The following is a 24,416-nucleotide window of genomic DNA, read 5'->3' on the forward strand; positions in this document are numbered from 1 at the left end:
CCTGTGGATACGCGATTTGGAGACCGGTGCCGCGGTTCGCCAGCATCCGCGACGGGGAAGGCCGTTTCATGACCTGGATGCTGGAGGGCGACGAACCCGATGTCGTGTCGCGTTTTCGTATCGAAGCCGACCCCGTGGTCAATGCGAACGTCATCGCCTATCTCGGCGACCGCCCGGAAACCAGGGACGCCCAGAGATGGCTGGAAGCATTGATAGCCGAAGGCGATCTCAAAGATGCGTCCAAGTGGTACCCCGACGAGATCGCGATTTGCTATGCGGTCGCCCGTGCCGTGATGCGCGTGAGGCCGGCCCTGGATCGGCTGCGCTCTGTCCTCGCGGAACGTGTCCTGGGCTTAAGGGACGCACAGGGCGATTTCGGCAACGTCCTGCAGACGGCCCAGGCCGTGTCGGCGCTCAGCGGTGCCGGATGCCTCGAGCGCATCGACGCGACGCGGCAGTTGAGGAGCATCTTGAGTTCGCAGCGCGAGGACGGCAGCTGGCCGGAACTGCTCGCCTTTGGCGACCAGTCGCTGAAGTTTGGCGCGGTAGGTCAAATTGGACATGGATCCGAAGCCGTGACCACCGCGTTCTGTATCGAAGCGCTCGAGCGTCTCGTCACTATCTTGCAGGCCTGAACTCTCATGCCCAAATATCCGGTGACGAGATAACTTCCCGCGTAGGTGTTTGATTTGCTTACCAAGGAGGTGTAGCTATGTCACAGCGTTCTGTTGAAATCGATGGCTCCGGCCCGGACCAGGCTGACGGGACCCAGCAGATCGAGCCCTCCGTCCTGACCGCCCTACCGCATTACCTGCCGCTGGGCGTTTTTCCGTTGATCATTCTCGCCGCGTTGTATGGCGGATGGTGGCTTTTGCCGCCTATGGTCTTCATGAGCCTTTCCTGGTCCTTTGACCGGGTGTTCGGCCGTGACGGACGCATCATGGATCCGTGGAAAACGCCGAAGCACCGCCTGATCTGGCATAATCTGCCGGTCTGGACCTGGGCGTTTCTGTGGCCGCCGACGCTTGTATTCGGTTTGTGGCAGATCCTGGTGGCGGATCCGTTCGTATGGTGGCAGGACGTCGTGCTGGCCATCATATTGACGATGGAGGCACAGGCCGTGTTCGTCGTCGGCCACGAATTGATTCACCGGCGCACTAAGTGGGAGCGCCGGATCGGCGAATTCCTGCTTTCTTCCGCATCTTATCCGCAGTACGCCACGGAGCATGTTTACATCCATCATGCCCTGGTCGGTACGCCGTATGACGTGGGTTCCGCTCCGAAGGGGGAGAGTTTCTGGCGGTACATGCCCAAGGAAATCGTCAGCAACCTCGTCAATTCCTGGGAAGTCGCGCGTGAGCGTCTGGCGCGGCGCCGTTTAACCATGTGGCATTACAGCAATCCCTTCTGGCGCTACGGCTTTGGCGTCGCGTTCTGGTACGGACTGGTATTCTGGATGGGCGGGATCTGGGCGGTCCCGGTCTTCGCCTTCCTCGGCCTGTCCTGCGTGTTTTCCATGAAGATCAGCAACTACTTCCAGCACTACGGTCTGCGCCGGGTCCGTCTGGACAACGGCCGCTGGGAAAAGATCATGCCCCGCCATTCGTGGAGCGCCGACTGGAAGTTCAGCAACTGGATGCTTTTCAATGCGCAGCGTCATGCGGATCATCACGCGGTGGCATCCCGCCAGTATCCGCTGCTGCAGGTCAGTCTCGACGAATCGCCGGAATTGCCGGGAACCTATTCCGATATGATGAACATCGTGCTGAAACCCAGGAAGTGGTTTGAAAAGATGGACCCGCTGGTGGATCAGTGGCGCAAGCATTTCTATCCTGAGATCGATGACTGGAGCGTCTACGACAGTCCGATTGCCGCGAAGCGCCCCGACGCCTTCGACACGATCGTCGAAATCTTCGGCGCCGCGCCGCGGCTCGCGAAATGGATCGAACGGAACCCGGAACTTCTGGACAACCTGCAGGAGCAGGAGTTTCTCGACCTCGACCTGCCGAAAGGGTTCGAGCAGGACGAGGAATTCGAGTCGATCGCGCGGCGCGGGCTTGCCAGGGTCTACTGGACTTACGAAATGGGCGTTCAGGAAATGAAGGACCTGATCGTCGAGTTACCCGTGGTCGATTCGAGGGAAACGGCCGAAATCGTGCGGAACTGGTCGAACGACAAGGCGTTTCAGATCGGCATGCACGTGGTGCGGGGCAACCTGCTGCCGTCGGAGGCGAGAACGGCGCTGTCGAATCTTGCCGAAGCGTCGATTTCGACGGTGCTTGCCTCCGTGGTAGCGGATTTCGGCGAGCGGTACGGCACGGACAGCGTGGGTGAGGTAGCCGCTGTCTTCCTGGGCGATCTGGGCAGCCGGGAAGCTTATCCTGGAATTGCGATCGATATGCTGTTTGTTCATGACGGCGAGCGATCGCGCGAAAATGAGCGTTTGTGCCGGAGCTTCCAAAGGGCCCTGACTGACCTGGCACAGGATAACCTGTTGTTCTCTCCGGTCTCATCCGACTCGGATGCGATTCCCGGTTTGTCGCTCACCGAACTGGCCGAGCGTTCTGCAGATTTGAATCCCGGCGGAGTTCCCGTCCTCACCAGGGCGCGACGCGTATTCGAGCCTGACGGTTCGGATATCGGGAGCCGATTCGACGATGCGCGGCGCCGGATTCTGGCCGAAATTGGCACTCACGAGGCGGTGTTCGCCATGTCGAGCGAGCAGCCGGAAGACCGGACCGAGACAAGTGTGTCCGCATATGCCCACATGCGCGGCGGGTTGAACGATGTCGAGCAGGCTGCGCGCTACCTGCAGTTGACGCGTGCCGGTGACTTCCTCGACGATCCGGCTCCGTCCGCCTCGGCGGTGTTCGAAGCCGCCGGCGACGAGCCGCTGGCGGAAGCTGCGAACCTGTGGCGTGACTTGCAAGGTGTTATGCGTCTTGTCGGAGAGGACGGATTCGACGCGACGGCGGCGGGGGTGAAGGTCAGATCCCTTGTTGCGAACGCATGCGGGCAGGAGGATTTCGATGCACTGGCGTCGGCGGTCGACGATACCGCATCCCGCGCCACCTCCCGGATCGAAGCGCTTGCTACACACGCATGAAGGCGCCCACTGAGCAGACGCGGAAACCCTGGATGCCGGGGCAGGCGAACATGAATTCCCGCAGCGGCAAACTGACGAGAACGACTCCTGCCGACCGGGGCTTCGTTGATCGTCCCGCGCTTACCCCGCACCTGAGATCCCACGTCATCGGCGAGCAGCAGACGCTACTGGTTTCCGAATCCTTCGATACCCTGCTGCACGGCAGAGTGTACTGCGACCTGATGCCGCTCCTCGACGGCCGGCGTCCGCTGGCCGGCATCGTCGCCGACCTCGAGGACCGCCATGCCGCGGCCGATGTGCGCGAGGCGATTGTTTCGCTCTCCGACCGGGGCTATGTCATCTCTGCCGATCATGGCATGGACCGATCCCGGGCGGCTTACTGGACGTCGCTCGGCGCATCGCCTGGATGGGTCGAACAACGGCTGGCTGAATCGCGTGTCGCGGTCGACGGCGACGACGGCCGGCTGGTCAGGCAACTGGAAAAGAGCGGCGCCGGTGTGATGCATGGCGACGACGCCCGGTTCAAGGTTATCGTCTGCGACGACTATCTCGACGCACGATTTGCGGAGGTGAATCGGCGTCGGCTCGAGGCTGGAGTTCCGTGGACGCTGGTGCGGCCGAGCGGCATGGAAGTGCTCTTCGGACCCGTCTTTCGCGCAGACAGGCAGGGACCTTGCTGGGACTGCCTGGCCAACCGCCTGCGCAACCATAAGGAAGCTCACGGTTTCCTGCGCCACGTTGCCGGAGAGGCAGCCGCCTTCAAACCGTTCGCTGCCGAACCCACGGCCCTGGAGGCGGTGTACGGGCTGATGGCGGCCGAAATCATCAAGTGGCTCGTACTGGATGAAGCGGCCCCGATCCACGACCACGCGATCTCGATGCATGTCGGTGCGTTCACCAGTTCGAAGCATGCGGTCATGCGCCGGCCCCAGTGTCCGGCCTGTGGCGACGAAGCACTGTATCGGCCCGATCGGCCGCCGGAGCCGCTGAAACTGAAAGCGAGTCCCAAGCCCCATCGCAACAGCGGCGGTGCGCGGACCGTGACGCCGGAAGCGACCCTGGCGAAATACCGCCACCTGGTGAGTCCGGTCAGCGGTGTCGTATCCTGGCTGGCGCGTACCACCGATGAGAACGACTCCTGGCTGCATGTCTATTGGGCCGGAAGCAATCCCGGCATGCGAAGCCGAAGCCTGAGTTCGCTCCGGCGCAGCCTGCGCAGCAAGAGCGCCGGCAAGGGCAACACGCGCGAACAATCCGAGGCCAGCGCCCTCTGCGAGGCGATCGAACGTTATTCGGGCACTCGTTGCGGAGACGAGATCCGTATCCGCAGGCGATTCATCGATTTCGCAGCAGAAGACGAGGCAATCCATCCCAACGATGTGCAGTTGTTCAGCGACGATCAGCTTGACAACGCGGAAAGTATCAACGCGAAAGGGCACCCATACAACATCGTCCCGCCGCGACTTCATCCCGATACCGAAATCGACTGGACCCCCGTGTGGTCGTTCACGCGGGGGCGGCACCGGTATCTGCCGACATCAATGCTCTACAGCATGGCGCCCGAACAGCGTGGTCCTGCTGACCTGATTGCCGATTCCAACGGCTGCGCCGCGGGGAATACCCAGGAGGAGGCCATCTTGCAGGGTTTCTACGAACTGGTCGAGCGCGATGCATTCGCCATCTGGTGGTATAACGGACTGAGCGTGCCCGGGGTCGATCTTTCCAGCTTCGGCGACGAGTTTCTTGCATCGGCCACGGATTACTACGGCCGTTGCGAGCGGGAACTGTGGATGCTCGACGTTACGTCAGATCTAGAGATACCTTCGTTCGTTGCGCTCTCCCGCAGGCCGGACGCGGAAACCGAGGACATCATATACGGCGCCGGCGCCCATGCCGACCCGCAACTGGCAGCCCTGCGCGCGATTTGCGAATTGAACCAGTGCCTGACCTGGCTGCCGCGTCCCGGCGGTCAGCCAGGGCAGCCAGGACAGGCAGGTCAATCCGGCCGACCCACAATCGACGATCCGATGGCGCTCAACTGGTGGAAGACAGCCCGAATCGCCGAGTGTCCCTGGCTTGTACCGTCGTTCGACACGCCGCTTAAGCAAGGCTCGCGATATCCGGTGGTCGAAAAAACGGACTCGCGCGACGATGTTGAATACTGCCGGGAGATGGTCGAAGCCCGGAGCATGGAGTTCCTCGTGCTGGACCAGACCCGGCCGGACATCGGCATGCCGGTCGTGCGGGTCATCGTGCCGGGCATGCGCCATTTCTGGGCAAGATTCGCACCCGGGCGCCTGTACGACGTGCCTGTCGAAACGGGCCACCGCGAGCACCCCCTGGCCGAAGCCGACTTGAATCCCGCACCGGTAATCGCGTAAGGAGGCAAGGTGAATATCGACGAAGCCGTCCTGCTCACCCAGGATCGTCTCGCCGAAGAGGGCGGCACAATGGCCGAACTGCTTGGGCAACTGCGAAGTGGGGTATCTCCAAGGCTGATCGGAGAGCGGGAATGGGGTCTGATACTGGAACGCGCGAGGCAGCTTCCCATCACCATGGGCGCCCAGCCATTCGGTTTCGAACTGCCGTTGCATGACAGCCGGGCCGTGGCGGATTTCGGCGTCTCGCTGGCGAGCGGAAACCGGTCAGGCGATTTTTATGAAGAACGGGCGCGAACAGACGAGACGGATGAGACCGCGGAAGCGGTCAGTCGGCTGTTCAGAGAAATGGAATCTCAGCACTCGCCCCTGCGAGAGATTGTGGGGCGTAAATTGATGCTGGAGTACGACCTAGGTTCAGCGCCGGACAGCAGGAAGTCGCTGCCGGGCATGTTCCTGCGGCCCAATGAGCGCACGTTGTCCGGAGGCGCCGGCCTCCAGCATGATGTCGGAATCGTCGTTGACGCCCTCGTTTCCTGCGTCGGCTGGGAAAAGAATGCAGTTGAAAGTAAAAACGCCGAACGGGTTTACCTGGCGCAGCCGGAAGACACGCGCCTGGACTCTTTCGGCGTATTCCCGTCCCGGGAACGCACGGTGCGCCTCGCGATTATGGGGTTTAACGCGCCGGAGGGGACGTGCTGTCTTCTCGAGCATACCGGTTGGCCGGGACAGCTTTCGGCGGTCGATTCCGTGATTACACGCTTCAGGGAACGGGCGGATATCGTGAGCACCGGGGCGAACATCGACGTGCGGTCGGATGGACTGGGGCCAACGCTCGGCCTTACGCCCATAGTCAAACAAAGATACACCCAGGATTCACGGTACTGGATCGACGGTATGACCGATTGGGATCCCATACTGGAATCGTTGGGCCACGAGGACTTCGTCGTTCCGGAAAAGCTTACGGCCCTTGCGGACTGGGCTTCGAAACCGACGACGCTGTTTGGAAAGACCGGGCCCTTTCTCATGTTACGCGGTATACATCACATAAAGCTGGTCATATCCGGAAACAGGCTGGAGAAGACCAAGGCCTATCTGTACATGGTGCTTTCCGGCGCGCTCTCGAACTGAGCGCCACGCCAGGAAACCAAAGCAAAAATCCTCCTCGACGAGGCGATCGGGGAGGATTTTTGGTATTTCAATCATGCGAACATGCGCATAGCACAGCACAAATCCGCATGCTATTCGGTGTTTCAGTTCCGGTCTACCAGCAGCAGCAGAGGCCGGCTGAAACTGCTTCGAGTTGCTCCTCGGTGATGTTCTGATCCGGGGGTAACGCGATATGTACTGTCTGCATATCGCTCTCATGGACTTGGATCGTCATGGATTCAGGCATCGTAATGTCCAGTTCCTCGCAAATGGTAGACTTCGGGTCCGCGAGTAGTTTCTGCCTGAAATCTGAGTCCAAGGCGGACTTCTCGACAATCTGCTTCAACATTTCATCGCCACTTCTCATGACTTATCCTCCTTCAAATAACCTTGTAATCAAGGCAGATCCGGTAATTGCAACTAATTATATTATATGTAATTTACTTCAAAAAGTCAAGTGTTTTCGATGATTCACGCGTAACAGACGACCGTGATACCGACGCAAATTGGCTTCGGGAGTTGTTCCATACATCCTGTGAAAAAGACAGGTTTCGTTGCCGGACTCAACCACCGGAACGCCGCCCCGCCCAGCTCACCGCCACCCCCACCGCCACGTTCAGCGCCAGGCCCATCACGCCGGCGTGCCAGCCCCAGACCTTCCCCATGCCGGCGAGGGTCAACCCGGCCGCGAGCATCGTGCCCGCGGCCAGGCCCGCGGCCGCGCCAGTCGCGTTGAACCGCGGCCAGAGCGCGCCCAGCACAAACAGGGGCGCCGTCTGGATCAGCACCTCCATCTTGAGCTCGATGAGTCCCCACAGGGTGAGATCCGGCGTCAGGGCGATGAGGACCAGAATGGCCATGATAATCCAGGACAGACGCTTCCCCAGGTGGTAAGGCGCGCTTCCGGGAGCGATCCCAGCCGAAAGCGGCCCAGTACGTCCTTAACGAGCAGGGATGAGAGACTGAGCAGGACGGAGTCGGCCGTCGACATGATGGCAGCGACGATGCCGGTGAGCACGAGCACGGTCATGACGTACAGCCAGAGGGATTCGGCGGCCCAGACACCGAGTAATCGAGGCATCACCTGGTCGGTGGCGACCCCTTCCAGGCCGGTCAGCTGGGGAATGGCCAGGATGCCTACCAGGACCACCGCCGTGATGGTGACCAGGGGCATGAAGGCCATGAAGGTGAACGACCGTTTCAGACTGCGGGTGCTCCGGGCCGCAAAGATGCGTTGTATGGCCTGCGGATAGACGGCCGCGGCGAAGCCCACGAGCAGGATGGTGCTGATCCAGGTGCGGATCGTCTCCCCATCCGGAAGCGCGGCTTTCGTCGGCTGGTTGGCGATGATCCATGCCGTCGCTTCCCCGAGGCGGTCACTTCCCGCGACCACGGCGGCCAGCATGCCCAGGAGCCCCACGAAAAGGAGCAGGCCCTGGATGCAGTCGGTCCACGCCACGGCCTGCATCCCGCCCAGGGTCTCGTAGAACAGGATGATCACCGCAAGGACCACCACGCCCGCCCAGAATGGAATGGCCCCGCCGGAAAGACCGGAAACGATATGCCCCACCGCCAGAAGCTGCGCGAGCAGGTAGTTGGCGATGGCGATCACGAACAGCACGCTGGCGAAGAGGGTCAGGCCCGATCGCCCGCCGGTCCCGAATCGATGGCTGATCCAGTCTCCCGGCGTCACGAAGTGCCACTGGCGCGACGCGCGGTAGAGCGGCGGCGCGAAGAGCAGGTAGGCCACCACGATGGCCATCATGAATCCGATGCTCATGATCCAGGCGTACCCCAGGCGATAGGCCTCGCCCGGATAGCCGATGAGCGTATTGCCACTATACTGGGTCGCGTAGAGCGTGAAGAAGAGGACCAGGGCGCCCAGGTTCTTGCCCGCCAGGTAGAAGGACGACATGGAATCGTCCCGCCGGCGGGCGCGGGCCACGTAACCGAGGATGATCATGAAGACGAGGTAGGCGGCCAGGAACGCGAAGGCTCCAGGGCCGTAGGGCTGATCCGCCATGAGTCAGGCGTCCTCCCGCCAGTACCGGTGTATCACAAACGCGGTGAAGCACGCGACAGCCAGACAGGCGCACAGGCAGATCACGACCCAGTACGGCACGCCGATCCAGATGGGGACCGGCTCGATCTCGGGGAGGTACCAGGGTATGGAAAGGGCGAAGAGGGCCACGTAGACGGGCCAGATCCATCGGGGAAACTGATCGGAAGCGGGGCGATTCATAGATGTATGCCGGGAAGATCCAGTCCGTTACACGCGGACGTACTTGTGCACGAGGTTCTCCACGCCCACCTCGCCTACGTAGATATCACCGTGACGGTCGACCCAGACACTGTGGGCACCGTGTGCCTGATCGATCGGTCCGCCCCGGACGACCCACTGGGCGATGAGCCTGCCGTCCATGTCCATGATGGTGACCCCGCCGCCCTCGCCCAGGAAGACCGTGTCTTCTTCATCTACGAACAGGCCGCAGGGCGCGGGACGTCCGGGCCATTCCGCGAGGAAGCTTCCCTCGGAATCGAAGACCTGGATCCGGTTGTTGGTCTCCCGGTCGGCCACGAGCATGCGGCCGTCGGACGCGGCAAAGATATTGTGAGGCAGGGTGAACCGGCCGGGCTCGCTACCCCTTCCGCCCCAGGATTGGACCAGGTCTCCCGACGGCGTCATCCGGTGCACATAACACTGCCCGTAACCGTCGGATACGTACAGATCCCCGGAGGGCCCTTTTACGGCACGCGTCGGCATGTTGAAGGGTTTGCCCGGTTCGCCTGACCGGTTCGGCTCGCCCAGCGTCTGCAGCAGTGCGCCGTCGGTCGAGAACACCCGGACGGTATGGTCCTTGCAGTCCGGGATAAATATCCTGTCCTCCTCGTCGATCCATATCTCGTGGGGCAAGGCCAGTATGTCGTGACCCCATTCGTTCAGCAGGTGTCCGTCCCGGTCGTAGACTACCACGGCGGGATTGGGCTCCCGGTCGACGACGTAGACCCGGTCCCAAGAATCCACGGCCACGGCCGTAGCAATGCCCAGCGTGCGCTCGGATCCCCACCCGAGCACCTTCTTGTAACAGTAATCTCCCGATCCCCAGATCATCGATATGTCCTCCTGGAAAATGAGATCGTAACGCTAAGCGGCGTCATATGACAAATACCTATTGGCAAGACGGATCCGAATGGTACAATGGGTTTGTATCGGTTATTGCAATGTATATACTTTGTCGAGACTTTATGGAGCGGCACAATACGGCATAGCGTGATATGATACGGCATAGCGCGGCATGCGCCGGATATCACGATCTACTAGGCCACAGCCGCGCATTCAGATCCTTAAACCGAGAGTCTTTTCAAAAGTCACCCAAACCGAATGACAGGAGCCTGCTCATGGGCGTACTCGACAGTTTTTCCCTGAATGGGCGTATCGCCGTGGTCACGGGCGGCGCCGGTCCACAGTTCGGCAGCAGCATCTCCGAAGCCCTGGCCGAGGCGGGGGCGAGCGTGGACGTCGCCTCCAGGAATCTCGATAACTACCGGCGGTTCGTCGCCGAATTGAACGAACAGGGTTTCGATACCCATCCCGAAGAACTGGACATCATGAAGACCGAATCGATTGATGCCCTGAAACAACACGTGACGGACCGTTTCGGCCGCGTGGACATCCTGGTCAACAGCGCGGTGGTCGGCCGGGGCGGCGGCTTCGACGAGCAGACGCCCGACTACTGGGCCGCGAGCGCCCAGGGAAACATGGTGGGCCTTTTCGCCCTGTGCAAGGCCTTCGTTCCGGTCATGGCGGATCAGGGCGGCGGCAGCGTCATCAACATTTCAAGTATCTACGGCGTCGTCGCAAACGACCCGGGCCTGTACGAAGAAACCGGGATGAAGCAGCCCCCCGACTACACCTTCGTCAAGGGCGGCATGATCAATTTCACCCGGTACATTGCGAACTACTACGGCAAGCAGGGCGTACGGGCCAACTGCATCTGCCCGGGCGGGTATTTCAATGAACAGCCCGGTCCGTTCGTGCAGCGGTACGAGCACCGCGTACCCCTCGGACGCATGCTGGACAACGAGGACCTGAAGGGCGCCGTCGTCTTCCTGGCCTCCGACGCGTCCCGGTACGTCACCGGGGTCGCCCTGATGGTCGACGGCGGCTGGACGGCGCTCTAGACAGCGCTTAAGCGGAACGTCCCACATGCAGAAACAGGTGACTGCCCCGGTGACGGTTCGGCGCTACCCGGCACAAGGCGCCGTTCAGCGCTTCCCGCGCTCAGCGCTTCACATCCGAAACAACTCGCCGCGCCGGAGCATTCATTGCTCCGAATCGATAATCGATTTGTCCTGGGGATGATAGTCGATCGCCCGGCGGCCGTGATCCAGGTCGTACATCCGCCAGGTGCTGTCTGACACGCCGAACACGACTTCGAACCGGATGCCGGGGTGGATGACCGCCCGTTCGAACACCCTCACCGCATCGCCGTGGCTCAGGTGATGAGGATGGCCGGGCAGGTCCCGCTGTTTCTGGAAGTTCCCGATGCGCACGCACACGACCTCCATGTCGAACCGCACGGCGTACATGTACCCCAGACTCTCCCCGAAGACCTTGCTGATGGAATAGTAGCTCTCCGGCCGCGGCGTCATGTCGATCGTGCGGAATACGTCCTGCGGATAGGGCGCCAGCAGCCCCGCCCGGCTCGCGAAGGCGACCCGGCGCACGCCGTTGCGGCTGGCGGCTTCGAAGAGCATATAGGTTCCGATGAAGTTGGCTTGCAGGATTTCCTCCCACGACGCGCCGCCGGAGGGGTTGCCGGCCAGATGGATCACCGCGTCCATGCCTTCCGTGGCCTGAAGCACCGCGTCCATATCGGTGATATCGCCGACGACTTCGTCGTCCAGTCCCGGGGTAGGCACCCTGTCGAAACCGCGGAGGGGATATCGGTCTTTGAGTCCGTTTACGATGGTCGATCCGATGACGCCGGCGGAACCGGTGACGAGGATACGTGGTGTTTCGTTCATTCCGACTCCTTGCGCATGAACGGTCCGTGCCGTTCGATCCAGTCGTAAGTCTCCTGCCAGGACGAACTGCCGTCTTCTTCCCATATTTCCAGGTCGATGCCCCGTATGTTGCCCTCGGTGAACCCCGTCTGCCGGCTGACCGCAGGAAAGCCGATGGAGTAGTATATGTTGCCGCCGGGCATCAGCACCTTGCCGATGTACCGGGGGAGTTCCGTCAGGGGATTCCCCGCGATGCGCACCAGTTCCTTTTCGTCGACCTCCACGCCGAGTCCGGGACCTTCGGGCACCGGTGAACTGCCGCCCGCCACCTCTATCCGGCCGCCGGTGACGTCCTCGCCGTACTGGTCGTCCAGGTTGACCGTATGCAACACGTTGGGGAGCACCGCGCCCAGGTGGAGCGCCATGGCCTTGCTGAGCGTACCCCCGGTCAACTGGATCACGGTGGATACATTCGCCTCGGCGCAGGCGAACCCCCGTTTGAGGCTCATGCCGATGCCGTGCTCGCCCACCATGTAGGCGTCGGCGCAACCCAGCATGATCTCCGGGCCGCCGCCGAGTTGCGGCACGTGCATCAGCAGGGGGATCGACGTCTTCTCGCGCAGGCGGCGCCAGCCGTCCACGTCGCGCCAGGCCAGCGGGTCTTCGATCACGCCGACGACCGGCGACTTCTCCAGGTGTTCGACTATGCGCGTCACGTCGGCGGGCGACCGGTTGTGGTTGAAGTCGTAGTGCATCTTGAATCCGTGCGGGGCGACCTCTTCCACGGCGCGGTTCTGTTCGTATACGTCGTAGTACTCGCCGGTGTGCATCTTGAAGATCATGTACCCTTCGTCCACCGCGCGCACCACCTCGGAGGCCAGCTCTTCGGGGGAGGCGACCCGGGTCCAGGCCGCCACGGGCACCCTGTCCCGCACCTTCTGCCCCATGAGCTTGTAGGCGGGTTCCCCGAGATGTTTGCCCATGAGGTCGTAAAGGGCGCCCATGAGACCTACGGGATGGCCGGCGTTGATGTGGTCGAAGGGACTGCTGCCCGTCAACCGCTCCACGTCCCGGATGTCCATAGTGACGTGTCCCCGGCTGTCTCCATAGCCCACCACGCCGTTGTCCGCCGTTACCTTGAAGATCGTCTGCGTATCGATGGTTCGAAACTGAACCTTTTTGTCCACATTCCGGTCCGCAAGTTTCGGATTGATACGGGTTATGGCGATATCGGTTATTTTCATGGCCTGCTTCTCTCCGTGCGGCATTCACCCCGCGGGTGAACGCACCTCTGGACGTATTGGCTTACTGGTTCGACAGCGACCTGGGCGCCCCCTCCTGGTTCGCGCCGTCACGAACGGTGGTGGCGATGGGCCAGCATTGTCCGCCGCGCTTCCTGTATTCATCCTCCGCGCCGCAGAGCCAGGTGAACATGCGCGCGGCCGCGATGGCGCCCTGGAACTGCTCGAACACGCCTGCCGGCGGATCGAAGTTGATCGTGTTGAAATCGATGTCCGCCTGCGTGATCCAGTCTCTCCGAGGCGGGGCGGTCCGCCAGTAGTTGTACTTGAGCAGGTTGCGGTACTTGCTCTTTCCCTTCGGACCCGAGGCGGCCCTCGACCTGCGGTGCCAGATCCCGTACACCGTAAGGAAGATCGTACCGGCCGGACTGGCCGTGGACACCGTCCCTCGAATGGAGCCGAGATGGGCCATCATGGGCGCCTTGTTGCGCATGAATTGAGATCCGGGCAGGACGACCGTAGGCCCCATGTCCTCGGTGCATGCTTCCGGATAGTAGAAGACCTGCAGGTACTCCAGCCGGTCGGTATAGATCGTCCCGCCGTCGCGATGCCAGTTCTGGGGTTTGTCGAAAGGCAGGGGGCCGCGGTGGTTGCTGATGATGAGCGGCAGGGTGAATCCGTTTCCGAGGAGCGACCGGACGGCGCCCGCCGCCTGCGGGTTCATGAGCACGCCCTCCGCGAAGAAGGACTCTTTCATAATGGGCGTGGGCTCGTAGGTGCTGTCGACGCGGTCCAGGTAGTCGACGACCTGCCTGTTGACATCATCGGGCACGACGCCGGGGAGCATGAGATAGCCGTTTCGGCAGAAATCGATCACCTCGCGGTCCGTCAGCGTCGGTGCGCAGTCCATCTCCTTTCCGTAAGGCGACTGGGTCATCGAGGCCTCCATCTCCTACCTCCATCGTTCCAGCACGAACTCGTATCCGAGCCCGTAGGTATCCTGTTCGCGCATGGCGAGGGACGCTTCGGGAAACTTGATGATACGCCAGCCGTCGTCCAGCGCTTCCTTGATCGACCGGTACCTGAAATCACCGTTTTCGTCGAGTCCGTCGGAATCCGCCCCGTCTTCGTATATACTGATGCCGACCACCGCGGAGTGGGGATTGGTCGTGGGCGCCTGCAGGTAGAGCAGGCCCTGTTTCAAGCCCCCTGAGACGTTCCGTGCCAGACCCAGTGCTCGGTCGATGTCTTCGACAGTCAGCTCGCCGTCCTCGAACCGTTTCCTGATGCGTTCCAACTGTGCCGTCAGGTTGTCCATCGGTGCATCCTCAGGCGTGAAGGATTGGGTACGCCGTGGCCGGGTCGGCAGTGATCGTGCCCCGGCACGTGGTAACTGTGGCCCGGATCTGCAGTGTCCGGAGCCTGGTACATGGTGACCGTGCCCCGGAACGCGTCTTCATTCAGAAGAAACATGACCAGAAGAATAATGACCAAACATAAATGACCGGGCTGTTTGTGAAAAGTAGAAATCCTCAAGTTAGCGCCGCGCCGCTTTCATCATGAGCAACAGGCTGCATTGAGCGCAGACTAGCAACGTAGCCAGGGTGAGATGAAGCACCTGGGCGGGTCTCGGCAGATCTCCGTAGGCGAGCGTGATGCCGAGCAGGATCTGGAGCACGATACCGGCCAGGATGAACTTGGCGACCGGTATCAGCCGGCTGCTCTGCGCATGCCGCCTCACCGCCCTGAAAACCAGCACGCCCGCCAGCAGCACGAGCCACGACGACAGCCGGTGCACGTGGTCCACCAGACCCACCTGGGCCAGCCATTCCTCGCGGGGCAGGCCGCCGGCGTCCTTGATGAAGGGGTCGATGCCCTCGCGGACCTGGGTGCCGAGGAGCAGTTGCAGGATGGTCACCGCGAGGAGCGCGAATCCCAGCCGCCGCAAAACAACGTGTGCTTCAGGAGTCAGCTCGACCCGGATCCGCTGTTCCAGGGATTGAAAGGTCACGTAGAGCAGGGCGCACAACAGGATCACGGCCAGAGACATATGCAGGGTGATGATCCCGGGCTGCAGGCCGGATCTGACTACCTGTCCGCCCAGCCAGCCCTGGAAGCCGACCAGCACGAAACACAGGCCCGCGCAGTAGAAGACCACCGGTTGCGTGCTTCGATATCGAAACGAACGCAGGAAGGTGACGAACACGAGGATCCCGATCGCGACGCCCACGAGACGATTGGCGTATTCGATCCACATTTTCGCCGGGTTGAAAGAAGCGGGGTCGTAACCCCTTTCACGGAGGTAATCCAGGTCGAGGTCTTCAACACTCGACGGCGGCAGCCAGGAACCCCAGCACCTGGGCCAGTCGGGACATCCCAGGCCGGCCCCGGTGATCCGCACCAGGCTGCCCACGGAAATCAACAGCACCGTGGCCGCGAGGGTCGCCACGGCTGTTTTCTGGAAGGCGTTCATGATAGGCCATCATAGACCCTGACGCTTTTTTCGGCAAGGGATATCGAGTGGGCGCCGCGCGGTTCGTTCAGGCGCCCCGGAGGAGGTTTTGTAGTTGCTATTTCAGCCGCTTCGATGTATCTTGCGCGGAGCAGTACGAGGCAGCTTTCTTAGGGGTATAGCTCAGCTGGTAGAGCGGCGGTCTCCAAAACCGTAGGTCGCGGGTTCGAATCCTGCTGCCCCTGTTCCCTGTTACAGATCGCGTGCTGGTGCGGCGTCTCGCCGGAACGGATGGGCCATGTCGTTTTTTGAAGTGGAAACCTGGGTACCGAAGCCCGGCCGGAAGGTCGATCATGACGAAATGATCCGCACCTGGTTCGCCTTCGTGGAAAGCCATAAAGACGAACTTTTCCCCGAGTGGCGGTCAGCCCGGTATTACCGCGAGGTAGCGCGCAATTCCGGGCAGCCCACAGGACGCTACGTCATGGTGTTCGAGTACATTTCCCACGAAGGATTCCTCGCCTACAAGGAACGGCGAAAGGACTGGTCCGGCCCCTACGCGGAATACAAGAAGGTAGACCCCTACCAGTTCTTCGACCTGGACACCGTCACCGAGACCTGCTGGATGCCCGAAGAGCAGGACCGGTGGCTCGACTTCACCTGAGGACCACAGGAGACCATGAGCAAACAGGTGTGACCATGCGTAACCATGCGTAACCAGTACATCCTTACCCCCTACTTCCTGGACCGCTATGATCCGGCCCTGCTCGACCTCACGCAGGACGACTGGATCGTAAACAGCCCCACGTTACACGGTGCCGACGAAATGTCCCGGACGCTGTGCGTGCATCGTCCCCTCGCCGACCGAGTCGCCGAGGCCGCGGCGGCCGGAAGGCGGCCGGTCAGCGTCGCGGGAGACTGCTGCGCGACCATTCCGGTCATGGCCGGGCTGCAGCGCGCCGGGATCCACCCGGTCTTCCTGTGGCTCGACGCCCACGGCGACTTCAACACTTGGGAGACCACACCGAGCGGATTCCTGGGCGGCATGCCGCTGGCCATGATGGTCGGCCTGGGCGAGCAGACCATGACCGAGAACGTGGGCATGGATACGTTTCCCGACGCGGACGTCATCATGTCGGACGGGCGGGACCTGGATCCCGGTGAGCGAAAGCTGGTCGAAGCCTCCCGGTTGAGGCATCTGCCCGACCCGATGGACCTGGTGGGCTGCGACCTTGCTGACCGGCCGGTCTACATCCATTTCGACACCGACCTGCTTGATCCCTCCGAGGCCCCGGCCATGGGCTACCCGGCCCCGGGCGGACCTGCCGCGGGCGACCTCGAGAAGGTCTTCCGGCACTTCGTGGACCATTGCGATATCGCCGCCCTGTCCATTTCCACGTGGCGTTCCAACATGGACGAAGACGGCCGCAGCAAGTCCGTGTGCATGGGCCTCTTCGACATCCTTACCGGCTGACTGGCGAGTCCTGCCGTGTCTTCCACCGATTCCATCTTCAAAGAACTGATCGTCATTGAGGCCGCGAACGTGCTGGCCGGTCCCGCCGTGGGCATGTTCTTCGCGGAGTTGGGCGCCACGGTGATCAAGGTGGAGAACATAAAGACCGGCGGCGACACGACCCGTCACTGGAAGTTGCCTTCGGAAGACCGGGACGGCGACGTCTCCGCCTACTTTTCCTCGGTGAACTGGGGTAAACGGTCTATCGGGGTCGATTTTTCGATACCCGAAGGATACGCGGTCCTGCGGGACCTGGTGCGGCGTGCCGACGTATTCCTGCAGAGTTTCAAAACCGGCGACGCGGAGAAGTTCGGGCTCGACTACCCGGCCCTGCGCGGCCTCAACGACCGGCTCATCTACGCCGATATCACGGCCTTCGGAGAAGAGGACGAGCGGCCGGGGTTCGATGCCGTGTTGCAGGCGGAAACGGGTTTTACGGGAATGAACGGCACCGAAGACAGCGGCCCCGTCAAAATGCCGGTGGCCCTCATCGACCTGCTCCTGGCCCACCAGTTGAAACAAGCCCTGCTGATCGCCCTCATCGAACGGATGCAAACCGGCCGGGGGTCTTACAATACGGTGTCGTTGTTCCACGCCGGGGTCGCGTCGCTCGCCAATCAGGCGGCGAACTACCTGGTCGCCGGTTCCGTTCCGGTCCGTGCGGGTTCCGACCACCCGAACATCGCACCCTATGGAACGACGTACGACACGCTGAACGGCGAACCCGTTGTGCTGGCCGTCGGCACCGACAGCCAGTTCCAGGCGCTTTGCAAGGCGCTGGGCATGCCCGAGGCGGCGAGGGACGCGCGGTTCAGCACAAATCCTCAACGGGTCATCCACCGCGATGCCTTGAATGCTCTGCTGGAGGATCGAATAGGCCAGCGGGAGAGGGAATCTCTGCTCGAGGAACTCCAGGTACGAAAAGTGCCGGCCGGCGCGGTCCGGCGTCTGGACGAAGTGCTTAACGACGAATCCACGAATCCATTACTGCTCCAGGGACAGCGGACGGACGGCACTTTAATCAGGGGATTGCGCACGGTCGCCTTCGGCAGCGACGCCGTATCGCCCCCGGAGAGACTGAGCGCTCCACCGAGTTTCAACCAGGACCGCCAGTTTGTGCTTTCGGAAGTCCTGGGCTATACCGAGGATCGAATCAAAGGGTTGAAAAAAGCGGGCGCGGTCCTTTAGCCCGATCGCTTCCCGGACGTATGAAGGAGCCATTCCGGCTCGCCGCCCCGCCCTTCGCCCCGCGCCCGGTCTGTGTGTTTCAGGCGGCAGCGACCACCGTTTGAATGACCGGATTTTGGTTGCCAGTACAAGGCGTATCGTCGTATATTATCACGTGTTTAAGGAGCGAGGGCCCGAAGCACAATGCGCACGGTTATGTCATAATCCATTTTGCGCCTCGGAATACACAAGGAAGCTGGATGGACATTGATATCGCAGCCTACTGCGCGCGCATCGGAGTCAGCGGACCGCTGCCGCCGACGGCGGAGACACTGCGCCGCCTGCACCATGCGCATATGCTGTCTGTGCCCTTCGAGAACCTTGACATCCATTGGGGCCGCTCGATTGTGCTGGAGGAAGCGCGGCTCTTCGAGAAGCTCGTGACGCGGTGCCGCGGCGGATTCTGTTACGAGCAGAACGGCCTGTTTGCAGCGGTGCTGCGCGAACTTGGCTTCACGGTTGACCTGCTGGAGGCGCGCGTGGGCGCCAAAACCTGGGAGGACAGCCTTCCCTGGGACCACCTGACGCTGCAGGTCACACTGGAGGAACGCTGGCTGGCGGACGTGGGCTTTGGCGACGGCTTCCGCGAGCCGCTGTTGCTGGACGAGGCGGGGCCACAGACGCGCGCGGATGGCACCTGGCGTGTGCAACACGACGGCTGCGAGGGCCTGCATTCAAGCCGCACGGCGGCCGGTGACTGGAAAATCGAGTATCGCTTCCGTTTGCGGCCACGTCAGCTGGCGGACTTTACGCCCGGTTGCGAGCATCACCAGCACTCGCCGGAGTCCCATTTTACGCGGCAGCGCGTGTGTTCGCTTGCCACGGAGACGGGGCGCATCACGCTGAACGACCGGCGCCTGATCGTGACGGAAGGGTTCCCGGCAAGGGCTCCCGCCGCCAGCGGTATAACGGGAAACGCCCGGCGCCGGGAACGGGACCTGGAGGACGAGGCGGAGTTTCTGCAGTTGTTGCGGGAGCGCTTCGGAATCGAACTCTGAACCAGGATCGGGCGAGGCGCCAGTTGTGGATGGCCAAGGCGCGACCGTGTTCCCGTTTTCATGGTCGTTTCCGGGGCAATCGCGCCGTTTGCCGGGGCGCCGGGGTTTGACAATCACGCGTAACTAACGAGATGCGAAGGAATATGAGCGAGTTAATCATCGTAGGCGACCGGGTACTGGTGGAGCAGCATGACGGTGAGCAACTTACGAACTCCGGACTGTACCTTCCCGCCACGGTAACGGAGAAGGAAAAGGTCGGGACCGGAAGGGTGGTACGGGTGGGGCCGGGGCACCTGATGCCCAACCCCGATTACACCGAGGGAGACCCGGTTACGCAACCGGCGGAATCCGTGCGCTACCTGCCCCTGCAGGCCCAGCCCGGCGATTTCGCTTTCTACCTGCGCAAGGAATCCATCGAGATCAATTACCAGGAGAAAACCTACATTATCGTACCCCACAACGCCATTCTGGCGCTTGTAAGATCTGAAGGAGACAACCTGCTGCAGGGCCTCGAGGAACTGCTCGGCGAAGAATAGACCTGCATTCTATCGATCAGCACCTCACCATCCAACCGGAAAGAAGGAGCATGAGCCATGAACAGAACGGCGGCCTACGCGGCCCAGCGTGAGATCCCCGTCGCGCAACTGGGTGTCGACGTGCGGGGGGCGTTCATAACGCGGACATACACCCATCTTCTCGGGGCGGTTCTGGCTTTCGCCCTGATTGAAGTCTACCTGTTTCAGACCGGCATGGCCGAATCGATCGCCCGCGTGCTGCTCAGTGGGTCCTGGCTCATCGTGCTCGGCGGCTTCATGATCCTGAGCTGGATCGCGACCCATTTCGCGCACAGCTCGACGTCCATGGGCGCCCAGTACGGCGCGCTGGGCCTGTTCGTCGTGGGCGAGGCCATCATCTTCACGCCCCTGCTCTACCTCGCCGAGGCCGTGGCGCCGGGCGTGATCGAAAGCGCGGCCACGGTAACGCTTCTCGGATTTCTCGGGTTGACGGTCATCGCCTTTCACACCCGCAAGGACTTTTCCTTTCTCGGCGGCCTGCTGCGCTGGGGTTTCATCTGCGCCATCGTACTGATCGTGGCGAGCGTGCTTTTCGGATTCCAGCTCGGAACCATCTTCACCGTGGCCATGATCGTCCTGGCGGGCGGCGCGATTCTCTACGACACGTCGAACGTACTGCATCACTATCCCCAGGACCGTCACGTGGGCGCGGCGCTTCAGCTCTTCGCCTCCGTCGCGCTGTTGTTCTGGTACGTCCTGCAGTTCTTCCTGGCCTCGCGAGACTGAAACGCCTGAAACTGGTCACGCAGCAGATGAATACCAGCGCGTCCCAGACGGAAACGGAGTTCGCCCGTCGCGCTTTGGCGACAGGATCGATCATCACCCCATGAATTAGAGGCATCTGTGCACCCCAGGATAAAAACCATCGGCCGGGAAGTCCTTTCCTTCGGACTCATCGCGCTGGTCCTGCTGGCCGCCCGCTCCACGCTGGCCGACCATTACACCGTACCGTCCGGATCCATGGAGTACACGCTCATGCCGGGCGACCGGATCTTCGTGGCCAAGTACACCTACGGTTTCCGCGTGCCTTTCACGGACTGGAAGCTCACTTCGGGCGGTGATGTCGAGCGTGGGGAAGTGGTCGTGTTCGATTCACCCGTGGAGGACATCCGCCTGGTGAAGCGGATCGTGGCGGTGGGAGGCGATACCGTTTCCATCCGCAGCGGACAGGTATCCATCAACGGGCATCCCATGGGTTCGACCACGGATATGCGGGAGGAGTTCTACGGCGAACGCCGGGTCCGATTGAACCTGACCTACAGCGGTGGCGAGGACTTCGGCCCTGAGGTCATTCCCCCGGGTTATCTCCTGGCCATAGGAGACGCCCGGGGGAACAGCAAGGATGGACGCACCTTCGGGTTCATTTCCGAGGATGCGGTTTACGGCAGGGCCGTGGCCGTGTACTACCGCAGCGGCAAGGGGCTCTGCTGGCTGAAGCTCTAACTGCTGAAACGGTACCTGAAACGCTAACGAAAACTCCAGGGGACGAGGGGCCTGCTGCCTCGGCTGCTGACTCCTACCTCGTCTCCGTCTTCGTATCCTGCGCTTCCTTCTCCTTCTCTTCAGCCCTGTTCTGCCGCTGCATCGGGTTCTCCGGCACCTGCCGGCGCTGCTTGAACAGTTGGAACCGCGTGGGCTTCGACTGCGGCGGCCAGACGTTGTTGCTCAGGTCCGTGTCCGCGGTCTCCAGGAAGGGATCAAGGGTGATCCGTTCCACCGGCTGATCCATGACGAACACCTTGGTCACGCGGTCGTCCCGGAGCCGCCAGATTTCCGCGGGAATGTGCTGCACTTCCGTGGTGCCATCCTCGAATTCGAACTCCAGGATCACCGGCATGACCAGGCCGCCTACATTCTCGAAGGTCAGCTCGTAGAAGTGCTTGCCGCTCTCCAGCAGGGCCAGGTCTTCGGCATCCAGGTTCTTTACGTAGTTGTCGTACTCCTCCCGGTCGAGGATGGACACCTCGAAGGGATCATACTTGTTGTAGAAATCGACCAGCGTCGAATCCTGCCGCACCATGGGATCCGCAATGTCGGTCTGGTTGCGCGCGTAGCTGATCCCCCTGTTTTCTTCCGCCCTGTTCGTCCGGGCGATCTCCTTTTCCACTTCCGGATTCCGCGTGTTGATCTGGAACCACTTTACCTCCCCCAACCCGAGATCCACGTGGTCCGTGCTGTAGAACCAGCCCCGCCAGAACCAGTCCAGGTCCACCGCGGACGCGTCTTCCATGCTGCGGAAGAAATCCTCGGGGGAAGGATGCTTGAACATCCAGCGTTGGGAATAGCTGCGGAAGGCGTGGTCGAACAATTCCCGCCCCATGACCGTTTCCCGGAGGATATTCAGCGCGGTGGCGGGTTTCCCGTAGGCGTTGGGGCCAAGCTGGAAGACGGACTCCGAATTGGTCATGATGGGAGATATGCGCGCCACGTCGCCCTTCATGTAATTCACGATCCGGTGGGCGGGTCCGCGGCGGGACGGATACTCGGTATCCCATTCCTGTTCGGCCAGGTACTGGAGAAAGGTGTTCAGCCCCTCGTCCATCCACGTCCACTGCCGCTCGTCCGAATTGACGATCATGGGGAAGTAGTTGTGGCCGACCTCGTGGATGATCACGCTGATCATGCCGTACTTCGTCCGTTCGCTGTAGGTGCCGTCCTTTTCCGGCCGGCCGCCGTTGAAGCAGATCATCGGGTATTCCATGCCGATGCGGTTCGTATGCACGGATATGGACGTGGGATAGGGATAGTGGAAGGTGTACTTCGAATAGACATCCATGGTATGGGCGACCACCTTCGTGGAATACCGCTCCCACAGGGGGTTGCCTTCCTTGGGATAGAAGGACATCGCCATGACGTGCTGGGGTCCGGACATGACGCCCACGGCATCCCATATGAATTTCCGGGAACTGGCGAAGGCGAAGTCACGTACGTTTTCCCCGTGAAAAATCCAGGTCTTCTTTTCCGTCGCACGGCCTTTTTCCGCTTCGATGGCTTCCGCTTCGGTCACGATCATGACGGGTTCGTCCGCCGTCCTGGACCGCTCGAACCGCGCCTGCTGCTCGGCGGTCAGCACCTCTTTGGGATTCTGGAGCACACCCGTGGCCGCGACGATATGGTCGGCGGGCACGGTGATGCTGACCTTGTAGTCTCCGAAGGGCAGGGTAAACTCGCCCCGGCCGAGGAACTGCTTGTGCTGCCAGCCCTCCACCTCGTTGTACACGGCCATGCGGGGAAAGAACTGGGCGATGGCGTACAGGTAGTTGTCGTCTTCCTCGAAGTACTCGTATCCCGAACGGCCGCCGATTTTCATCCGGTCGTTGATGTTGTACCACCACTTGATCTTGAAGGTAAAGGACTTGCCGGAGCGAAGCGGCTCAGGCATATCCACCCGCAGCATCGTCTTGTTGATGGCGTGGGGCAGGGGATTGTCGCGCCGGTCACGGACCCACTCGATCTTGAACCCGCCGTCGAAATCGTTCAGCAGGCGCTGCAACTGGGCGAAGCTCATCCGCCCCGACACCCGGCTGCCCGCGATCTTACGCGTATCCGAGTCACGGGCACGCACGTTCTGGTCGAGCTGTACCCAGAGGTAGGCCAGTTCATCGGGCGAATTGTTGTGGTAGGTGATGACCTCGGTGCCGTGAAGCCGCTGCGTCTCGTCGTCCAGCTCGATCCGCATCTCGTAATCCGCCTCGTTCTGCCAGTACTGGTGGCCAGGCGCGCCGGAAGCCGTACGGTATACGTTCGGCGTCGGGGCTTCCTGCTTGATCTGGCGGAACTTGCTCCGGTTGATCGCTTCGGGGCCCTTCTGGGCCATTACGGTGGTTGTAGCGCAAGCGACAGCCACTGCGCATAGAAAATACAATAGGCGCCTGGGCATGGATCGGCCTCCTGGTTTCCTCGAGTATTGCGTCCCAGTCAATGCAGAGCGTTATGAATTATGAGAATATATGGCGCGGACGGACCCGTGTAAAGAATCATCCGGGAGAGGGATGTCGTGTGCCGGACGGCGCAAGGCCAACAAGGCCGGGAGACGCGGTCCGCATGGGGAAAACCCGGACCGCGTCTGGTTTACGGTGATCTGCTCTGATAAGCTACTTACCCCTTAGAGAAATACATGGTCATGACGTCTATACCCTGAACCATGATCCTCAGCAGTTCCGCTTCCTCCTCGTCCTCCGCCTCAAGACCCACGGTAGCCAGCAGTGCGGCTACTGGAAACTGCAGTGTAAGCGTGGTGTCTGTAACAGCGTAATTCACGCTAAAGGTCTCATCATCTGATGTCGTGATGATGATTCGATTGCCGGACACCTGGAATCGATCAGGCTGTTCGTTATCGAGAATCACCGTTCCGTCGGCCTTGAAGTTTAAGGGTAAGGCAAACGCCTCGTTGGTATCACCAAGCATTTCTGCTATCACCATGTCGGCCTGGCTCGCTGTCAGCCCCTCTCCGACGAGGTACTCCCGCAGGTTGGCAGCCACTTTGGTATCGAAATCGTTACCCGTGTATTTCCATGTGCCAATCAGTTTGGCGGCAGGATCCGGTTCCGGGGTCGGCGTAGGGGCCGTTGGCTTGTTGTCATCGCCACAGGCCAACGCGAACATGACGGCTAGAAAGAGTAAAATGCGCATATCTTACCTCCCGCAAGTAGGCCTCGCCATACTCTTGACCGGTTTGGGCCATATCTGGGTGGATGGCCTGTTAACCTAAGAACAGCGAGGTCCTCCGTACCTGTCAACGAGTAAATCGACCGCAACGCGTTTTTCGCG

Annotated in this window: 24 protein-coding genes and 1 tRNA gene; 13 read left to right on the top strand and 12 right to left on the bottom strand. The window is 61.4% G+C overall.

What is annotated here, in order from left to right; all coding sequences use genetic code 11:
* From OXG98_07160 to OXG98_07175, 4 genes are all read left to right on the top strand, one after another.
* The coding region (locus OXG98_07160; protein ID MCY3771781.1) for a hypothetical protein at positions 1-635 on the top strand (635 nt) is incomplete at its 5' end.
* Positions 636-712: 77 nt separating this feature from the next.
* Positions 713-3,106, top strand: a complete 2,394-nt coding sequence (locus OXG98_07165) for a fatty acid desaturase (protein MCY3771782.1) — start codon at positions 713-715, stop codon at positions 3,104-3,106.
* A 50-nt stretch (positions 3,107-3,156) separates the two neighbouring features.
* A complete protein-coding gene (locus OXG98_07170) occupies positions 3,157-5,487 on the top strand; it encodes a TOMM precursor leader peptide-binding protein (GenBank protein MCY3771783.1) in 2,331 nt (776 codons plus the stop codon).
* A 9-nt stretch (positions 5,488-5,496) separates the two neighbouring features.
* Positions 5,497-6,615: a hypothetical protein gene (locus tag OXG98_07175; GenBank protein ID MCY3771784.1), complete on the top strand. Its 1,119-nt coding sequence runs from the start codon at positions 5,497-5,499 to the stop codon at positions 6,613-6,615.
* Positions 6,616-6,748: 133 nt separating this feature from the next.
* Here OXG98_07175 and OXG98_07180 read toward each other — a convergent pair whose 3' ends face one another.
* The 5 genes from OXG98_07180 to OXG98_07200 all read right to left on the bottom strand — a co-directional run bounded on the left by OXG98_07180 (position 6,749) and on the right by OXG98_07200 (position 9,745).
* The gene (locus OXG98_07180) at positions 6,749-7,000 is read right to left on the bottom strand and encodes an NHLP leader peptide family RiPP precursor (GenBank protein MCY3771785.1); all 252 of its coding nucleotides are present in this window, start codon (positions 6,998-7,000) and stop codon (positions 6,749-6,751) included.
* Positions 7,001-7,196: 196 nt separating this feature from the next.
* Entirely contained in the window at positions 7,197-7,493 is a 297-nt protein-coding gene (locus OXG98_07185) for a hypothetical protein (protein MCY3771786.1), read from the bottom strand.
* Complete coding sequence (locus tag OXG98_07190) at positions 7,466-8,656, bottom strand: sodium:solute symporter family protein (GenBank protein ID MCY3771787.1); 1,191 nt, start codon at positions 8,654-8,656, stop codon at positions 7,466-7,468. Before OXG98_07190 ends, OXG98_07185 begins: the two co-directional genes overlap by 28 nt.
* A 3-nt stretch (positions 8,657-8,659) precedes the next feature.
* A complete protein-coding gene (locus OXG98_07195) occupies positions 8,660-8,875 on the bottom strand; it encodes a hypothetical protein (GenBank protein MCY3771788.1) in 216 nt (71 codons plus the stop codon).
* 27 nt (positions 8,876-8,902) lie between these two features.
* On the bottom strand, positions 8,903-9,745 hold the full coding sequence (locus tag OXG98_07200) for a hypothetical protein (protein ID MCY3771789.1): 843 nt from the start codon (positions 9,743-9,745) through the stop codon (positions 8,903-8,905).
* A 287-nt stretch (positions 9,746-10,032) separates the two neighbouring features.
* On the opposite strand from OXG98_07200, the gene OXG98_07205 reads away from it, so the two are divergent.
* Positions 10,033-10,815 carry an SDR family oxidoreductase gene (locus OXG98_07205; GenBank protein MCY3771790.1) on the top strand — a complete coding sequence of 261 codons (783 nt, stop codon included), beginning with the start codon at positions 10,033-10,035 and terminating at the stop codon, positions 10,813-10,815.
* Between the two features lie 141 nt (positions 10,816-10,956).
* On the opposite strand, the gene OXG98_07210 is transcribed toward OXG98_07205, so the two are convergent.
* The 5 genes from OXG98_07210 to OXG98_07230 form a co-directional block, all read right to left on the bottom strand.
* Positions 10,957-11,661, bottom strand: a complete 705-nt coding sequence (locus OXG98_07210) for an NAD(P)-dependent oxidoreductase (GenBank protein MCY3771791.1) — start codon at positions 11,659-11,661, stop codon at positions 10,957-10,959.
* Entirely contained in the window at positions 11,658-12,884 is a 1,227-nt protein-coding gene (locus OXG98_07215; protein MCY3771792.1) for a hypothetical protein, read from the bottom strand. The genes OXG98_07210 and OXG98_07215 overlap by 4 nt, the downstream gene beginning before the upstream one ends.
* Positions 12,885-12,945: 61 nt before the next feature.
* The gene (locus tag OXG98_07220; GenBank protein ID MCY3771793.1) at positions 12,946-13,818 is read right to left on the bottom strand and encodes a phytanoyl-CoA dioxygenase family protein; all 873 of its coding nucleotides are present in this window, start codon (positions 13,816-13,818) and stop codon (positions 12,946-12,948) included.
* 15 nt (positions 13,819-13,833) lie between these two features.
* The gene (locus OXG98_07225) at positions 13,834-14,199 is read right to left on the bottom strand and encodes a hypothetical protein (GenBank protein MCY3771794.1); all 366 of its coding nucleotides are present in this window, start codon (positions 14,197-14,199) and stop codon (positions 13,834-13,836) included.
* Positions 14,200-14,418: 219 nt separating this feature from the next.
* Complete coding sequence (locus tag OXG98_07230) at positions 14,419-15,354, bottom strand: COX15/CtaA family protein (GenBank protein ID MCY3771795.1); 936 nt, start codon at positions 15,352-15,354, stop codon at positions 14,419-14,421.
* Between the two features lie 151 nt (positions 15,355-15,505).
* Here OXG98_07230 and OXG98_07235 point away from each other — a divergent pair.
* The 8 genes from OXG98_07235 to lepB all read left to right on the top strand — a co-directional run bounded on the left by OXG98_07235 (position 15,506) and on the right by lepB (position 21,089).
* Positions 15,506-15,578, top strand: a tRNA-Trp gene (locus OXG98_07235).
* A gap of 53 nt (positions 15,579-15,631) precedes the next feature.
* Positions 15,632-15,997, top strand: a complete 366-nt coding sequence (locus tag OXG98_07240; protein MCY3771796.1) for a hypothetical protein — start codon at positions 15,632-15,634, stop codon at positions 15,995-15,997.
* 45 nt (positions 15,998-16,042) lie between these two features.
* On the top strand, positions 16,043-16,807 hold the full coding sequence (locus tag OXG98_07245; protein ID MCY3771797.1) for an arginase family protein: 765 nt from the start codon (positions 16,043-16,045) through the stop codon (positions 16,805-16,807).
* Between the two features lie 15 nt (positions 16,808-16,822).
* Positions 16,823-18,034 (top strand): CaiB/BaiF CoA-transferase family protein, encoded by a 1,212-nt coding sequence (locus OXG98_07250; GenBank protein MCY3771798.1) that lies wholly within the window; start codon positions 16,823-16,825, stop codon positions 18,032-18,034.
* Between the two features lie 239 nt (positions 18,035-18,273).
* Positions 18,274-19,071, top strand: a complete 798-nt coding sequence (locus tag OXG98_07255; protein MCY3771799.1) for an arylamine N-acetyltransferase — start codon at positions 18,274-18,276, stop codon at positions 19,069-19,071.
* 143 nt (positions 19,072-19,214) lie between these two features.
* A complete protein-coding gene (locus OXG98_07260; protein MCY3771800.1) occupies positions 19,215-19,607 on the top strand; it encodes a co-chaperone GroES family protein in 393 nt (130 codons plus the stop codon).
* A 57-nt stretch (positions 19,608-19,664) separates the two neighbouring features.
* Positions 19,665-20,372, top strand: coding sequence for a Bax inhibitor-1 family protein (locus OXG98_07265; GenBank protein ID MCY3771801.1), 708 nt, complete (start codon positions 19,665-19,667; stop codon positions 20,370-20,372).
* Positions 20,373-20,489: 117 nt separating this feature from the next.
* Positions 20,490-21,089: a signal peptidase I gene (gene lepB, locus OXG98_07270; GenBank protein MCY3771802.1), complete on the top strand. Its 600-nt coding sequence runs from the start codon at positions 20,490-20,492 to the stop codon at positions 21,087-21,089.
* A 73-nt stretch (positions 21,090-21,162) separates the two neighbouring features.
* On the opposite strand, the gene OXG98_07275 is transcribed toward lepB, so the two are convergent.
* Both OXG98_07275 and OXG98_07280 read right to left on the bottom strand, forming a co-directional pair.
* The gene (locus OXG98_07275) at positions 21,163-23,463 is read right to left on the bottom strand and encodes a M1 family metallopeptidase (GenBank protein MCY3771803.1); all 2,301 of its coding nucleotides are present in this window, start codon (positions 23,461-23,463) and stop codon (positions 21,163-21,165) included.
* A gap of 281 nt (positions 23,464-23,744) precedes the next feature.
* Positions 23,745-24,278, bottom strand: a complete 534-nt coding sequence (locus OXG98_07280; protein ID MCY3771804.1) for a hypothetical protein — start codon at positions 24,276-24,278, stop codon at positions 23,745-23,747.
* Positions 24,279-24,416 lie beyond the last annotated feature (138 nt).

Source organism: Gemmatimonadota bacterium (assembly GCA_026706345.1).
In the GTDB taxonomy this organism is placed as follows: Bacteria; JAAXHH01; JAAXHH01; order JAAXHH01; family JAAXHH01; genus JAAXHH01.

Bases quoted from the DNA above. Each gene is read 5' to 3' on its own strand.
- OXG98_07165 (MCY3771782.1), top strand. From the start codon at position 713: ATGTCACAGCGTTCTGTTGAAATCGATGGCTCCGGCCCGGACCAGGCT.
- OXG98_07170 (MCY3771783.1), top strand. From the start codon at position 3,157: ATGAATTCCCGCAGCGGCAAACTGACGAGAACGACTCCTGCCGACCGG.
- OXG98_07180 (MCY3771785.1), bottom strand. From the start codon at position 7,000: ATGAGAAGTGGCGATGAAATGTTGAAGCAGATTGTCGAGAAGTCCGCC.
- OXG98_07185 (MCY3771786.1), bottom strand. From the start codon at position 7,493: ATGGCCATTCTGGTCCTCATCGCCCTGACGCCGGATCTCACCCTGTGG.
- OXG98_07190 (MCY3771787.1), bottom strand. From the start codon at position 8,656: ATGGCGGATCAGCCCTACGGCCCTGGAGCCTTCGCGTTCCTGGCCGCC.
- OXG98_07195 (MCY3771788.1), bottom strand. From the start codon at position 8,875: ATGAATCGCCCCGCTTCCGATCAGTTTCCCCGATGGATCTGGCCCGTC.
- OXG98_07200 (MCY3771789.1), bottom strand. From the start codon at position 9,745: ATGATCTGGGGATCGGGAGATTACTGTTACAAGAAGGTGCTCGGGTGG.
- OXG98_07205 (MCY3771790.1), top strand. From the start codon at position 10,033: ATGGGCGTACTCGACAGTTTTTCCCTGAATGGGCGTATCGCCGTGGTC.
- OXG98_07210 (MCY3771791.1), bottom strand. From the start codon at position 11,661: ATGAACGAAACACCACGTATCCTCGTCACCGGTTCCGCCGGCGTCATC.
- OXG98_07215 (MCY3771792.1), bottom strand. From the start codon at position 12,884: ATGAAAATAACCGATATCGCCATAACCCGTATCAATCCGAAACTTGCG.
- OXG98_07220 (MCY3771793.1), bottom strand. From the start codon at position 13,818: ATGACCCAGTCGCCTTACGGAAAGGAGATGGACTGCGCACCGACGCTG.
- OXG98_07225 (MCY3771794.1), bottom strand. From the start codon at position 14,199: ATGGACAACCTGACGGCACAGTTGGAACGCATCAGGAAACGGTTCGAG.
- OXG98_07230 (MCY3771795.1), bottom strand. From the start codon at position 15,354: ATGAACGCCTTCCAGAAAACAGCCGTGGCGACCCTCGCGGCCACGGTG.
- OXG98_07240 (MCY3771796.1), top strand. From the start codon at position 15,632: ATGTCGTTTTTTGAAGTGGAAACCTGGGTACCGAAGCCCGGCCGGAAG.
- OXG98_07245 (MCY3771797.1), top strand. From the start codon at position 16,043: ATGCGTAACCAGTACATCCTTACCCCCTACTTCCTGGACCGCTATGAT.
- OXG98_07255 (MCY3771799.1), top strand. From the start codon at position 18,274: ATGGACATTGATATCGCAGCCTACTGCGCGCGCATCGGAGTCAGCGGA.
- OXG98_07260 (MCY3771800.1), top strand. From the start codon at position 19,215: ATGAGCGAGTTAATCATCGTAGGCGACCGGGTACTGGTGGAGCAGCAT.
- OXG98_07265 (MCY3771801.1), top strand. From the start codon at position 19,665: ATGAACAGAACGGCGGCCTACGCGGCCCAGCGTGAGATCCCCGTCGCG.
- OXG98_07275 (MCY3771803.1), bottom strand. From the start codon at position 23,463: ATGGCCCAGAAGGGCCCCGAAGCGATCAACCGGAGCAAGTTCCGCCAG.
- OXG98_07280 (MCY3771804.1), bottom strand. From the start codon at position 24,278: ATGCGCATTTTACTCTTTCTAGCCGTCATGTTCGCGTTGGCCTGTGGC.